This is a genomic window from Xanthomonas sp. NCPPB 3959, from assembly GCF_056675575.1.
The window spans coordinates 15233-28502 of the sequence record NZ_JBWWVR010000024.1 but is presented as its reverse complement, the minus strand read 5'-3'; the positions used below and the strand labels follow the sequence as shown (position 1 = coordinate 28502).

Genomic DNA, 13270 nt, shown 5'->3' with positions numbered 1-13270 from the left:
ACTCACAAACTGCCCTATGGCGTAGGCCTGTCAATGTGACATTGTCGAATTCAAGACATCTACAGAGTCAAATGTGCGACTGCCCACACTGCCGGTCGTGCTGCCGATGGCACTGCTGATCCAATGACACGGCATTAACCTAAAATCGTCTCCGGCACGTCGGTTAAGCACGCGCAGCAGCGGTACCGCTGCATCTGCGCTCAGTCCTTCGTCACCCGATTGATCTCGGCCAGGCTGGTCACCCCGTGCGCGGCCTTGACCAGCGCCGACTGACGCAGGTCGCGGATGCCGATCCTCTGCGCCGCCTCGGCGATCTGCATCGCGTTGCCGCCTTCCAGCACGATCGCACCGATCTCGTCGGTCATCGGCATCACCTGGTAGATACCGGTACGGCCCTTATAACCTTCGGTGCACTCGTCGCAGCCGACCGCCTCGTACAGCTCGATACCCGCAGCGAGCTGCTCCGCAGTGAACCCTTCCGCCAGCAACGCATGCTCCGGCAAGGTCGATTTGCGCTTGCAGTTGTTGCACAAACGCCGTGCCAGACGCTGCGCAATAACCAAGGTCACCGACGAAGTGATGTTGTACGGCGCAATGCCCATGTTCATCAGACGCGCGATGGTCTGCGGCGCATCGTTGGTATGCAGCGTCGACAACACCATGTGACCGGTCTGCGCCGCCTTGATCGCAATCTCGGCCGTCTCCAGGTCGCGGATTTCGCCGACCATGATGATGTCCGGATCCTGGCGCAGGAACGAGCGCAACGCCGCCGCGAAGGTCATGCCGCGCTTGACGTTCTGCTGCACCTGATTGACACCAGGTAAGCGGATTTCGACCGGATCCTCGGCCGTGGAGATATTGCGCGTCTCATCGTTGAGGATGCCCAGCGCCGTATACAACGACACCGTCTTACCCGAACCGGTCGGCCCGGTCACCAGCACCATGCCATAGGGCTTGTGGATCGCATCCAGGAACAGCTTTTGCTGATCCGCCTCGTAGCCCAGCTTCTCGATCCCCAGCTTGGCCGCACTGGCGTCCAGGATACGCAACACCACCTTCTCGCCGAACAGGGTCGGCAAGGTGCTCACACGGAAGTCGATCTGCTTGGTCTTGGACAGGTTGAGCTTGATACGCCCGTCCTGCGGCACCCGCTTCTCGGCGATGTCCAGCTGCGACATCACCTTCAGGCGCGCCGCGATGCGCTGACTCAGCTTCACCGGCGCCTTGGCCACATTCTTCAGCAGGCCGTCGATGCGCAAGCGCACCCGGTAGTCGTCTTCATACGGCTCGAAATGGATATCGGAAGCTCCCCGCCGGATCGCATCCACCAGCACCTTGTTGACGAACTTCACCACCGGCGTGTCGTCGCCCTTGGCATCGACCCCGGAATCCCCGCCGGCGCCCATGTCCTCGTCCCCTGTGGAGACGTCCAGATCCCCCATCCCCTCGTCGTCGTCACCCAGCGACGAGCCAAGCGCAGCATTGCTGGCCTGCCATTGCTCCAATGTGCGGCGGATCTGGTCCTCATCGACCAGAATCGGCTCGACCACCAGATTGGTGTGGAACTTGATATCGTCCAGCGCCCGGGTCTGGGTCGGGTTGCTCACCCCCACGAACAACCGGTTGCCGCGCTTGAACAGCGGCAGCACCTGATGCTTCTGGAGCAACTCCTCACTAACTAGCTTGACAGCACTTTGGCTGGCGTCGAATGCCGAAACATCCATTAACGGCATACCGAACTCGACAGCATTAGCGGCCGCTAATTGGGAGGCGCCAACAACCTTGTTCTGGGCAAGCCAGCTTGGTAGCGGCTGCTTGGCATCAGTTGCCTTCGCCATGGCATCGCGAGCAGCGGCCTCATCCAGTACGCCATCCTGAACCAAGCGACGGGCCAGACCGGTAATGCCGATGAGGTTGGCAGTAGTGACAGCGTTCATGCGCTTCCTCTATTCGGTCCGACGTTCTGGCCAAGTCGGCGCCGTGTTGTAATTGGAGTTCACATATTACTTGCGCAGCCCAAGCAAGCACATGTTTGGTAGGGCACTAAGCACTTTTCAGAACGGCTGCGCTCGGTGCCAGCGCCAAGCGCTGTCAATGATGCCTGACATATCCTGCCACTTGCGCTCCCAACCTAGTACCTGCCGCGCCTTGGCACTAGAGGCCACCAGACGCACCGGGTCGCCGGGGCGTCTTCCGACCAGTTCGAAGGGTACGGGCCGCCCTACCACTTGCTCAACCGCAGTGACGATATCCATGACCGAATAGCCCTGTTCGCTACCTAGATTGAAGTCGTGCGCCCCAGGGTTGCACTCCAACAGAGAAACCGCCAGCGCGTGGGCCCTGGCAAGGTCTTGTACGTGGACATAATCGCGTATGCAGGTGCCATCAGCTGTAGGATAGTCGGCACCAAATACCTTCAGCGGCGGAGCCTGCCCGGCCGCCGCCCTTAACGCGTTAGGAATCAGATGGGTTTCGCACGCATGCGCCTCACCAATACCTTGCTCGGCAAGGGCGCCGGCAGCATTGAAGTAGCGGAGTACTACCGAAGATAGGCCATGAGCAACCCACGCGTCGGCCAGGATACGCTCGACCATCAGCTTACTAGCGCCGTAGGGCGTGATCGGGTGCATTGGCTGCTGCTCATCGACCAGCGCTACCGTCGACTGCCCGAACACCGCCGCAGTGGAAGAGAAAACCAATTTTCCCACGCCCCTCCGGCGCATCTGCGCCAGCAGATTCAGCGTGCCAGTGACGTTGTTCCGATAGATGGGAAGCGGATCGCCTACGGATTCTGCTACTAACGAAGTCGCGGCAAAATGCATCACCACGTCATAGCTGCGCCTATCAAAGGCAAGTGCCAACGATGCCTCATCCAGCAAGTCCGCCTGGATCAACTCTCCCCATTTGACTGCTTGACGGTGGCCGGTAGACAGATTGTCCAGTACGGTCACCGTATGCCCTTGTTCGGCCAGCCAATGCGACATATGGCTACCGATATACCCAGCCCCTCCACAAACAAGGACACTCCACATCTACTCGACTCCACGTACGATCGAACACCACGAAAATCCGGCACGCCCATCAGCCCAGGCACGGGCAGGAGACGGGCTCAGCGTTGGGCCATGCTCAAATCTTTAGTCTCTTCATGGCACTCATCGTCCACGTTGATCGACCAAAAGCAGCTCTTATCCACATTACAGGTCAGGAACCGCCAAGTGCTTCGCCCTAACAGCGGCAGCATCTGATAACTCCAGAGAAACTCCTCACTCACTGGCTCGACCGTTATTAGCTTGACCGCAAGCTGGCTTGCGCCGGAGACGAACACGCCTATCAGAGGCACACCGAACTCAACCGCTTTGATAGCTGAGACTTGCGTTGCCGAGACCAGCATATGCCCGACAAGGGAGCATCTCAGCCGCAGCGGCCTGCTCCATCGCCAAACGCGCCACAGCCTCGGCCAGCGCACCGTCCTGAACAAGCCGCAGGCAACACCATTACCCACACCAGTTGACGTCTACTTCCTTCATCGCGTTCCCCCTTGTTTTTTAGCGGGCTACCCGGCAGCCTGCAAAGCTGCTGGCGCCCAGCCAGCTTGAAGCGCTTCCCTCAACACTCGGCAGCCCCCCTTGAAAACCGAAGATGCATCGTACTCCAGCCATCTGCAGTCACGCTCCTCCGTATGGTGGAAGCGCGTGCTACCGGTTCAATATCCCTACAAACGATTGGTCCGTCGAATTTTTACGCAGGGACACATTTTGGACGTTGGCTGTGGCTTCGGGCGGTTGCTGGAGGTTCTCCCCCCTGGCTCTATAGGCGTGGATCACAATGCCGATATGATAGCGGCCGCGCGCGCGCGCGGTCTCGATGCAACCAGCGCGGCAGACTTCAGCGACCGTTTCGATGCAGAGGTTAGTCATTTCGACGGTTTACTTTGTGCGCACATGATTGAACACTTGGGACCGCAGCAGGCGCGGGAGATTCTGGCCGGGTACCTAACCAAGGTGCGACCCGGCGGCAAAGTCCTCCTGATCACCCCCCAAGGACGCGGCTACCGGGCAGACCCCACTCATGTGAGCTATTACGACCTGATGGCGCTCATTGAATTTGCATATAGCTTGGGCCTCGAGGATGTTCGTGGTTGCTCCTACCCATTTCCGGGCTGGGCCGGTAACTGGTTCACCTACAACGAGAATGTCGTGGTCGCGAAGCGAGCGGATTGAGAAACTCAACTGCGATAGGCAATCAGCAACACGCCCATAGAGATAAAGCAGATGCCTAACCACTGAGTTGCAGATAGCCGCTCTGCATAAAATACCCAGCCCGCCAAGCCAACAACCAGATAGAAGAATGAACCAGAGATGGCGAAGGCTACCGCCATCTTCTCCTTGCTCAGCACTGCGAGCCAGATTACGTAGCCACCCACCTGTATTGACAGCGCGAGCCAGGCCCACGGGTTGCTTGCCGCATGCGTAACAAAATCGAGCAAACCACTCTGCATGGCTAGCCGCGCCTCTGGAGTTCCCACCACTCGCTTAAGCAACAACTGAGCGACCAGGGTGCACATGGTACTGGCAGCCACCAGCAAGTAAAGAAAGCTCTTCAACTGTCATACCCGGAATAAGACAACCGATAGAAATACAGGAGCAATGCTGCCACAGGAGCCGGCCATAGCTTACCCAGCACTAATCGATCCTCGACTAGGCGCGCGCCGTCCGCCAGACACTGACTGGTAGCGCTTTGAGCATGTACACGACGAGTGACTAGGCGCTTCCCAACGCGCACAACCGTGTGTTGTTCGGATAGTTGTAACCACGCCATCCAATCCATGTTGGTGCGCAAGTCTTCGCGGAAACGGAACGTCTGCCACTGCCGCCGATTGAGTGTGACCGAGGCACATATCACTGGGTTGCCGAATCCCAGCAGCAGGCGCCGCCGCAAGCTGCCATGCACCACGTGACCAGGCCAGGTCGCCATGACCACCAGAATTTGTTTAATCCAGTGATTGAATGGAAGCTGCCGGCGGCTACCATCGCCCCGCACCTCATCGCTATCGCAGAACGCGAACACCGCCTCTTTCCTCTGTGCAAAGGCATCCAACGTCTCGGCGGCGAAACCCGGGGCATAAAGGTCGTCCTGATGCACCAAGGTCACAAGGTCGGTATCGGCGACATCGAGCGCTGCATTCCAGTCACGCCCGATACCAAGATTAGGACCATGCACGTGCAGGCGCGCACCGAATAATCCGGCAATAGCAGGCAGCTCTTCAAACGGCGTGGACGTGGAGATGATCACTGGCGAGGGCCGCGTCTGTGCGGCCAGCGAGCGCAGGCAGTCGACCAGGTGCGGCGACTGGCCGTAGACAAGCACGACAAAGCTATGTGTCAGCGGCACCTCAAACCTCAGTGCGTGACGGCTGGCGGATGGCTTCGATCACGAATGCAGAAAGGCCCAACTCCCCCCCGACGGCTAGCAACGTCACTGACGGGATAACCAGGCGCATCATCGCGCGTGGATCAAGCTCTCCGAAATCATGCGCTGCCCAAGTAGCTAACGCATAGCCTGACAGCCCCAAGCCTGCTACAAACGCGGCACCTGCCAGCAGCAGCCCGACTTCCAAGCTGAAATGCATGGCGAACCATTGAGTGAAGCCGTTCTCCGGCAACCAGCCGCGCTGGGCGCCCACATAGCGAGTGAGCAAAGCGAACAGCAGCATCTGCACACCCATGGTAATGGCAGCACCTGAATAGGAAAGAGTGTGGATGTCCAATCCCAGCCCCCCCACAAACCAAGCATGTGCACCGATAGTGAACATCGCCGCCGATCCAGTCAGGGTCAGTAGGGCACCAGGAAGCAGAAACAGCCAGCGCGGACTATGCAGCAGTAGGAACTTCAGATGCCGCCAGCCGTCGCGCCACGTGCGCAGGTGCGGAGGACGACCCCGTTTATCTTTGTATAAGTTTACCGGCACTTCACTGATCCGCAGCCGGTGTAGCGCGCTCTTGACAACCATCTCACTGGCGAACTCCATACCGTCCGAATTCAGCCGCAGACTGCGAATCGCATCGGCACGGAAGCCGCGGATACCGCAATGGAAATCACCGATATCGCTACGGTAGAACAATCGGCCAAGGAAGCTCAACACGGGATTGCCAAGATAGCGATGCAGGAAAGGCATCGCCTGCGGCTCAATGCCGCCTTGGAAGCGATTGCCCATCACCAGGTCAGAGCCACTGCGCAGTGCTTGCAACATACCCATGAGTGCGGAGAAGTCGTAACTGTCATCGGCGTCGCCCATGATCACGTAGCGACCGCGCGCATGCGCGATCCCGCTACGCAATGCAGCGCCGTAGCCCCGTCGAGCCACCGGCACCACCCGCCCACCCGCCGACTCTGCCAACGCCTGCGATCCATCGGTAGAGCCATTGTCCGCTACCAGCACCTCGCCTTTCACTCCAAAAGCTGCCAAGAAGCCGAGTGCCTTGTGCACGCATAGCGCCACACTGTTGGCCTCATTTAGGCACGGCATCAGCACCGTCAGCTCGAATGCTTCGTCGACCGTCGCCTCTTCTGCAATCTCACTCATGCTGCCCTACCTCCGCTGCAAATCCCTTGTAGCCGCGCAACCCGCCATAGGGGAGCCGGCAATCAAACTTCTTTAGGTCTTCTCGCCACGTCTCCGGGGTGCCAAGCACCACTCCGTTGAACTGCCCGGTAAGCAGATAGGAGATGTAATGCTTGTCATAACTGACGATGAGCACTGCACTGTCGTATTTAGGATATATGCGCACCCATACGTCCCCTACTAGCTCAATCTGAGGTCGACGCGGCACGAACAGATTTCCACATTTATCCTCAAAAGCGTCCATGATCTGTTCGGCCCTCGCCCTTGGCACAGCGTACCGCGCTGGCGAACGCACTGCATCGCAGATCAACAGGTCCTGTCCGCGCGGCATGGATAAATTACGATTGAGACCTATGCGATAACCGGGAGCCTTGTTCACGGCCACAGCAAGACAACTACCCGGCACGATGCGCAGCGATACCCGGTCCAAGTAGTTGTCCCCCTGCTCCACCAATCGCGGAACACCAATTTTCTGGTCCAGCAATTCAGGCTTCTGCAGGACCACTTTGGCTCGACCGTCAAACCTGTCTAAAAGACGCCAAAAAGGAACAGAAGCCGGACCAGTGCTGGGCACAGTGAAATGCCCATTGTTCAAATGGACGAAAGACGAGTCTGGATGCAAATACGGCACCAGATTCGATTGCGACTGCAACGCCAGCGAAATGAACAGTGCCGGACGATTCCGCAGGCTAGCCGGCACATCAACTGACAACCACTCCTGTGCCCATTCTTGGCTGCGCCAGCGGATGATCCGTGCATCCCAGGTCATGAATAATTGGAAGAGCAACACCAACCACACCACAAGAACCGCGAAGCGCTTCACACACAACGCATTGAGCAGCAATGCCAATACTGGACCAGCCAGCAGGAACAGCGGCAACCCATAACGGGCATTGCCTGAGGTAAAAGCCCATAGCACCGCAGAAACTACGCAGAACAGGAGCAACTGTACCGTGGGAGTAGCTGCCTCCAGCACCGGACGACGACGGCGCATCAACAAGAGTAGCCACTTCCCGGCCAACGCAAGACCAACGGTGACAACCGCCAAAGGCACGATCGTCGGGGCTGGCAGCTCCAGATGCGCCCAGGAGGTATAACGCGCCAGATCCAGCGGGATGGCCAGGAAGTCCTGGAAATCCGCTGGTACAAACCGACCCACCGACTGGGACTGAGTGGGAATCAACGGCGACTGAAACAAGCCATTGAAAAAAGGAAAAACCGGGTTGCCGGTCAAGACATACAGCTTGTAGCTCCAATAGCCCTGGAACACCGCTAAACCCAGCGCGCCGCCCGCAGCAAAGTAGGCGCATTGACGCACGCCCTCGCGCGCGCCCAAGTGCCTTGACGCCAATAACAGCACTGGCAGCATCGCCAGTGCAAAAACAGCATTGGAAAGCTTGATGGCAAGTGCGGCGGCGATGAAAATCCCGGCACCAAATTGCCGCCGCGGCGTAGAGGGAGACAGGGCCAACCAGACGGCGCCCAGCACACAGGCCGAACCGATGGGATCGGTAAAGGTGCTACCCAGATGCGAAAGCAGGAGGGGCGAGACCAAGCCCAACACACAGCCCGGAATCAGCACACTGGTCAGTGAAGGGGTAAGGCGCGCCAAATGCCTGCAGATCAGCAGCAAGAAGATGCCGTTCATGGCATGCAACGTCGCCAGCAGCAAGCCAGTGGCAATGCTGTTAAAACCGGCCAACTGGGTCAACGCGAAGGGCAGGAACCCGATCGGGTTCATATAACCTTGTAGGCCGGCCGCGAAGTAGTCCTGTGCCAGCCGATCATGGAACAACAGGTAGGCCGAATATGCGTGGTAGCTCAGGTAATCCCAGGGCGTGTCACGACCGGCCTTCAGCACTACGACCATGGAACCGAGGACAATCAGCGTGCAATAAAGCGCAAAGCCTTGACGTCTATGCCAGGAAAGACGTTTGGCAACTTGCGATTGAATTCCTGGAGCCATCAGAAAAAGTCCAACGTTGAAATGCACAATCGTTACAGAGCACTGATGCAGCGCAAAAAAGAGCCCCGCATCGCGGGGCTCTTTGATTACCAGATTGCCAAGTGCATATTAAAATTGGCTGCACAGGCTATCGTCAAACAATTACTGGCAAGTACCCGGACGATACTTAGAATTAATCGAACCACTGCACGTCCAAACGACCTGCTGAGTAGTGGCGTCCATGACGGGGGTAAGCGTGATAGTACCAGTGACACCCGGGATTTCTCTCGATGTCGCAGTGATCTTTGCGCCGTCCCAGGCAACGCCGCTAACATACTTGGAAGACTGAGTTTCCGGCGCCCAGCTGGCACTCGGCAGACTGCCGGTACCAGCAGCATACTCGGCAACAGCAGTGCGGGCCGAGGAAGCGGCCAGAATGACTTCCGACACCTTTGCCTTCTTCGTGTAGTCGGAATAAGCGGGCAGCGCGATAGCGGCCAGGATGGCGATGATCGCAACAACGATCATCAATTCGATCAGGGTAAAGCCCTGCTGATTTTTCTTCATGTGTACATCCCCTAGAGTGTGAATGGGTGAAACGGTCGTTGCGGGCTTCCCTTGTCAGGAAGATCTCGCCCTGCTGGAGGCCTTGCACGCAAAGCTAAGCAGATTGCGTGCCAACTTCCCCTAAGACGCCCGGACAAGAATTCCCAACCAATCTTCTCCAGGCGTGGCAAGGAATGTAAGCCCAGGGAGCAACATTTGCGACACTGCTTACAGTGTGACGTTTTGCGTCACTTGCCGACAGTGCAGGCGTAGCGTATAGCCACTAAGCGCCGATTTGCTATTGACAGCCACGGGAGGCGGTGTCGCCGGCCATCCTTACCTACCCCGTGCCAGGCTCGAAGGAACCCGCTACCATGCGCAGGTACTCCGGCCTGGGGATGGCTGGATCTTGGGGAAAGATATGTCTGCAGCGCGTAGCACCATCAAACAGCAGCCCGTCAATCGCAGCACAGGTCTGATGCAGACATATGTCTGGGAGGGAACAGACAAACGCGGCGTCAAGATGAAGGGCGAACAACTCGCAAAAAACGCAAATTTTGTTCGAGCCGATCTACGAAGGCAAGGGATCTTGCCAAGCACCGTCAAGCCCAAGGGGAAGCCGCTGTTCGGCAGTACCGGCAAGCCGGTCAAGCCTAAAGATATTGCGTTCTTCAGCCGTCAGATGGCAACCATGATGAAGTCGGGCGTGCCCATCGTCGGATCGCTAGAAATCATTGGTGGTGGACAGAAGAACCCCAAGATGAAAAAACTTGTCGGGGATATCCGAACCGACATCGAAGGCGGATCATCGCTTTATGAATCCATCAGCAGGCATCCGGTCCAGTTTGACGAGCTTTACCGAAACCTGATCCGCGCCGGTGAAGGTGCGGGCGTACTTGAAACCGTACTGGATACCATTGCGACGTATAAGGAGAATCTTGAAGCACTCAAATCTAAGATAAAGAAAGCCTTATTCTATCCCGCCATGGTCGTAGCAGTGTCGATCATTGTGAGCGCGATTCTATTGATCTTCGTCGTACCGCAATTTGAGACGGTATTTCGCGAATTTGGAGCCGAACTGCCAGCCTTTACGCAGATGATCGTTGCAGCCTCAAACGTGATGGTCTCCTATTGGTGGATGATGCTGATTGTCAGTGTGGGTTCTGTCGTGGGCTTCCTGTTTGCTTACAAACGATCGCCAAGAATGCAACACGCCATGGACAGAGTGATCTTGAAGGTGCCGGTGATCGGACAGATCATGCATAACAGCGCTGTTGCGCGCTTCGCGCGCACCACGGCCGTCACCTTCAAAGCCGGCGTCCCATTGGTGGAAGCGTTAGGCATCGTCGCCGGTGCCACCGGCAATAAGGTTTATGAAGAAGCCGTGCTGCGCATGCGCGACGATGTATCGGTCGGCTACCCCGTCAACATGGCCATGAAGCAGATCGGATTGTTCCCTCACATGGTGGTGCAGATGACTGCTATCGGCGAAGAGGCCGGTGCGCTGGACACCATGCTGTTCAAGGTTGCCGAGTATTTTGAACAACAGGTCAACGATTCAGTTGACGCCTTGAGCAGTCTGCTAGAGCCGATGATCATGGTCTTCCTTGGCACCATCGTAGGCGGCATGGTCATCGGCATGTATCTTCCGATCTTCAAACTCGGCGCAGTGGTTGGATAAGACGTAATGGCATTTCTCGACCAGCATCCCGGTCTCGGCTTTCCCGCCGCGGCCGGACTGGGACTGCTGATCGGCAGCTTCCTGAATGTGGTGATCCTGCGCTTGCCCAAGCGCATGGAGTGGCAGTGGCGGCGCGATGCGCGCGAGATCCTGGAGCTACCAGACATCTACGAGCCGCCGCCGCCGGGGATCGTGGTGGAGCCATCGCACGACCCGGTCACCGGCGACAAGCTCAAGTGGTGGGAGAACATTCCGCTCTTCAGCTGGCTGATGCTGCGCGGCAAATCGCGCTACAGCGGCAAGCCGATCTCCATCCAGTACCCGCTGGTGGAGCTGCTGACCTCGATCCTGTGCGTGGCCAGCGTCTGGCGGTTCGGCTTCGGCTGGCAGGGCTTCGGCGCAATCGTGCTGAGCTGCTTTCTGGTGGCGATGTCCGGCATCGACCTGCGCCACAAGCTGCTGCCGGACCAGCTGACCTTGCCGCTGATGTGGCTGGGCCTGGTCGGCTCGATGGACAACCTCTATATGCCGGCCAAGCCCGCCCTGCTGGGCGCGGCGGTTGGCTATGTCTCGCTGTGGACGGTATGGTGGCTGTTCAAGCAGCTCACCGGCAAGGAAGGTATGGGCCATGGCGACTTCAAGCTACTTGCCGCACTCGGCGCGTGGTGCGGGCTGAAAGGCATCCTGCCGATCATCCTGATCTCCTCGCTGGTCGGCGCCATCCTCGGCTCGATCTGGCTGGTGGCCAAGGGCCGCGACCGCGCCACCCCGATCCCGTTCGGCCCCTACCTGGCCATCGCCGGCTGGGTGGTGTTCTTCTGGGGCAACGACCTGGTGGACGGCTACCTGCACTTCGCAGGCCTGCGTTGACCGGGGCACGACGATGAGCGACTTCATCGTCGGCCTCACTGGCGGCATCGCCTCCGGCAAGAGCGCCCTCGCCGCCGAGTTCGAGAAGCTGGGCGTGCCGGTCATCGATGCGGATATCGTTGCACGGCAGGTGGTGGCGCCTGGTCTCATACTTGATGCAATCACAAACCGCTTTGGCCAAGGCATTTTATTGCCGGATGGCACGCTGGATCGGCAAGCCTTACGCAAAATCGTCTTCGCGGATCCAACCGAGCGGAAAGCGCTCGAAGCGATCACCCATCCTGCCATTCGCACCGAACTGCAGCGCGCGGCGAAAGCGGCTAATCATCCCTACGCTATCGTGGCAATCCCCTTACTCGCTGAAGCAGGGGCACGGGCGACCTATCCCTGGCTCGACCGCATCCTGGTCGTCGACGTACCGGTTGCGCTTCAACACGCTCGCCTGATGCAACGCGACGGCAGTACGTCAGCCCTTGCCGATCAGATGATTGCAGCACAAACCTCTCGCACAGAACGGCTGGCCATTGCCGATGATGTAGCGCGCAATGAAGGCAATACGGACCAGTTGGCGCAACACGCGCAACGACTGGATGCGACTTACAGAGCGGCGCTTCAAACCCATCGAATCGAGAACTAACGTTTGATACTCCCGTATGCGATATGCGCCACGGCTGCACGGCCACCATCACATCGGTGAAAAATGATTTGGATGCAATGCATGGAATCCACTATTCCTGCACAGCAGGCCTGCCGGTACATGTGGCATGCGCCACTAACAGCGTGATGCATTCGAATGCCGAATCAGGAAAGTCACATTTTGCCTGATTTACTTCCCTGCAATTGACATTGCAAACGACCAGTAGCAACCCCTGCCTCAAGGAGCGTAGAAACTCCGTGCATAGCGGCACCCATCTCCGTCAAACCGGTGGGGTTTTTGTGCCTGCCTGCAGGCGCAAGCCGACGCGATACCTGCGTCGAGAGGGCGGCTAATACAACACTCCTTCGGGAGAAATACGCCCGCCGGCTATGAGCGGTTTCTAACCTCCCGACATCCCGTCGCCGGCCGGCGACGGTGCCTGTTCTTCGAAGGAGGCGTTGTCACGGCAAATGTATCGATCTTGCAGGTGAGTGAGCATCGTCGCTCCATGGTCCTGGCGGAGGTGAGGCGATGAGCCGGGCGCAGCCTCCAACCTCGAAGCGGTCCAAGCCGGATGCCAAACGCACCGCTAGCGCCAAGCCGCCTGAGCGCGCGATCGATGCACAGCCCGTGCGGCTGGTTCCGTCGCCCACGTTCGATGTGGACAACCTCGACTTCGACCGTCGCCCCAGGCGCCGCGTGGACGATCTGCCGCCGCGCCCACCGCGCAAGGCTCGCACGCCCACGCGCTGCACGGGGGGCTATGCGTTCTACGAGGCGGAGCCTGGCCGGCCGCACAGCCAGCGGATTCCCAGCGTGCGCTTGCGTGGGCTGTGGCTGGAGCAGTTGGGGCTTGCGGTTGGTTGCAAGCTGCAAATCACTGCGCGCGAGGGCGAGTTGGTTGTGACGGTGGTAGAGCGCTGAGCTGTGTTTTGGGTGCGGTTATTCTCTGGAGGCGCTGTCGTGGGG

13 protein-coding genes are annotated in these 13270 nt (G+C 58.5%); 5 read left to right on the top strand and 8 right to left on the bottom strand.

Features of this window, described 5'->3' with window-relative positions:
- Window positions 1-200: 200 nt before the first annotated feature.
- The 3 genes from pilB to AC1KVG_RS20220 form a co-directional block, all read right to left on the bottom strand.
- The gene (gene pilB, locus AC1KVG_RS20230) at window positions 201-1937 is read right to left on the bottom strand and encodes a type IV-A pilus assembly ATPase PilB (RefSeq protein WP_481095588.1); all 1737 of its coding nucleotides are present in this window, start codon (window positions 1935-1937) and stop codon (window positions 201-203) included.
- A 117-nt stretch (window positions 1938-2054) separates the two neighbouring features.
- Window positions 2055-3032: a UDP-glucose 4-epimerase GalE gene (gene galE / locus AC1KVG_RS20225; RefSeq protein WP_481095587.1), complete on the bottom strand. Its 978-nt coding sequence runs from the start codon at window positions 3030-3032 to the stop codon at window positions 2055-2057.
- A 77-nt stretch (window positions 3033-3109) separates the two neighbouring features.
- The gene (locus tag AC1KVG_RS20220) at window positions 3110-3391 is read right to left on the bottom strand and encodes a hypothetical protein (protein ID WP_481095586.1); all 282 of its coding nucleotides are present in this window, start codon (window positions 3389-3391) and stop codon (window positions 3110-3112) included.
- 235 nt (window positions 3392-3626) lie between these two features.
- Here AC1KVG_RS20220 and AC1KVG_RS20215 point away from each other — a divergent pair, with 235 nt between their 5' ends.
- Window positions 3627-4220, top strand: a complete 594-nt coding sequence (locus tag AC1KVG_RS20215; RefSeq protein WP_481095585.1) for a class I SAM-dependent methyltransferase — start codon at window positions 3627-3629, stop codon at window positions 4218-4220.
- Between the two features lie 5 nt (window positions 4221-4225).
- On the opposite strand, the gene AC1KVG_RS20210 is transcribed toward AC1KVG_RS20215, so the two are convergent.
- The 5 genes from AC1KVG_RS20210 to AC1KVG_RS20190 form a co-directional block, all read right to left on the bottom strand.
- Window positions 4226-4603: a hypothetical protein gene (locus AC1KVG_RS20210; protein ID WP_481095584.1), complete on the bottom strand. Its 378-nt coding sequence runs from the start codon at window positions 4601-4603 to the stop codon at window positions 4226-4228.
- Entirely contained in the window at window positions 4600-5391 is a 792-nt protein-coding gene (locus AC1KVG_RS20205) for a glycosyltransferase family 2 protein (protein ID WP_481095583.1), read from the bottom strand. Before AC1KVG_RS20205 ends, AC1KVG_RS20210 begins: the two co-directional genes overlap by 4 nt.
- Before the next feature lies 1 nt (window position 5392).
- Entirely contained in the window at window positions 5393-6583 is a 1191-nt protein-coding gene (locus AC1KVG_RS20200) for a glycosyltransferase family 2 protein (protein WP_481095582.1), read from the bottom strand.
- Complete coding sequence (locus tag AC1KVG_RS20195) at window positions 6576-8615, bottom strand: MFS transporter (RefSeq protein ID WP_481095581.1); 2040 nt, start codon at window positions 8613-8615, stop codon at window positions 6576-6578. The genes AC1KVG_RS20200 and AC1KVG_RS20195 overlap by 8 nt, the downstream gene beginning before the upstream one ends.
- A 114-nt stretch (window positions 8616-8729) precedes the next feature.
- On the bottom strand, window positions 8730-9134 hold the full coding sequence (locus AC1KVG_RS20190; RefSeq protein WP_481095580.1) for a pilin: 405 nt from the start codon (window positions 9132-9134) through the stop codon (window positions 8730-8732).
- A 400-nt stretch (window positions 9135-9534) separates the two neighbouring features.
- Between AC1KVG_RS20190 and AC1KVG_RS20185 the strand changes: the two genes are divergently transcribed.
- The 4 genes from AC1KVG_RS20185 to AC1KVG_RS20170 all read left to right on the top strand — a co-directional run bounded on the left by AC1KVG_RS20185 (window position 9535) and on the right by AC1KVG_RS20170 (window position 13225).
- Window positions 9535-10794: a type II secretion system F family protein gene (locus AC1KVG_RS20185; protein ID WP_481095579.1), complete on the top strand. Its 1260-nt coding sequence runs from the start codon at window positions 9535-9537 to the stop codon at window positions 10792-10794.
- A gap of 6 nt (window positions 10795-10800) precedes the next feature.
- Window positions 10801-11664 (top strand): prepilin peptidase, encoded by an 864-nt coding sequence (locus tag AC1KVG_RS20180; RefSeq protein WP_016849610.1) that lies wholly within the window; start codon window positions 10801-10803, stop codon window positions 11662-11664.
- A gap of 13 nt (window positions 11665-11677) precedes the next feature.
- Window positions 11678-12301 (top strand): dephospho-CoA kinase, encoded by a 624-nt coding sequence (gene coaE, locus AC1KVG_RS20175; protein ID WP_481095578.1) that lies wholly within the window; start codon window positions 11678-11680, stop codon window positions 12299-12301.
- A gap of 531 nt (window positions 12302-12832) precedes the next feature.
- Window positions 12833-13225 carry a SymE family type I addiction module toxin gene (locus AC1KVG_RS20170; protein ID WP_481095577.1) on the top strand — a complete coding sequence of 131 codons (393 nt, stop codon included), beginning with the start codon at window positions 12833-12835 and terminating at the stop codon, window positions 13223-13225.
- Window positions 13226-13270: the final 45 nt, after the last annotated feature.

Coding starts and splice junctions, on each gene's coding strand:
- pilB (WP_481095588.1), bottom strand. CDS start 1,937: ATGAACGCTGTCACTACTGCCAACCTCATCGGCATTACCGGTCTGGCC.
- galE (WP_481095587.1), bottom strand. CDS start 3,032: ATGTGGAGTGTCCTTGTTTGTGGAGGGGCTGGGTATATCGGTAGCCAT.
- AC1KVG_RS20220 (WP_481095586.1), bottom strand. CDS start 3,391: ATGCTGGTCTCGGCAACGCAAGTCTCAGCTATCAAAGCGGTTGAGTTC.
- AC1KVG_RS20200 (WP_481095582.1), bottom strand. CDS start 6,583: ATGAGTGAGATTGCAGAAGAGGCGACGGTCGACGAAGCATTCGAGCTG.
- AC1KVG_RS20190 (WP_481095580.1), bottom strand. CDS start 9,134: ATGAAGAAAAATCAGCAGGGCTTTACCCTGATCGAATTGATGATCGTT.
- AC1KVG_RS20185 (WP_481095579.1), top strand. CDS start 9,535: ATGTCTGCAGCGCGTAGCACCATCAAACAGCAGCCCGTCAATCGCAGC.
- AC1KVG_RS20180 (WP_016849610.1), top strand. CDS start 10,801: ATGGCATTTCTCGACCAGCATCCCGGTCTCGGCTTTCCCGCCGCGGCC.
- coaE (WP_481095578.1), top strand. CDS start 11,678: ATGAGCGACTTCATCGTCGGCCTCACTGGCGGCATCGCCTCCGGCAAG.
- AC1KVG_RS20170 (WP_481095577.1), top strand. CDS start 12,833: ATGAGCCGGGCGCAGCCTCCAACCTCGAAGCGGTCCAAGCCGGATGCC.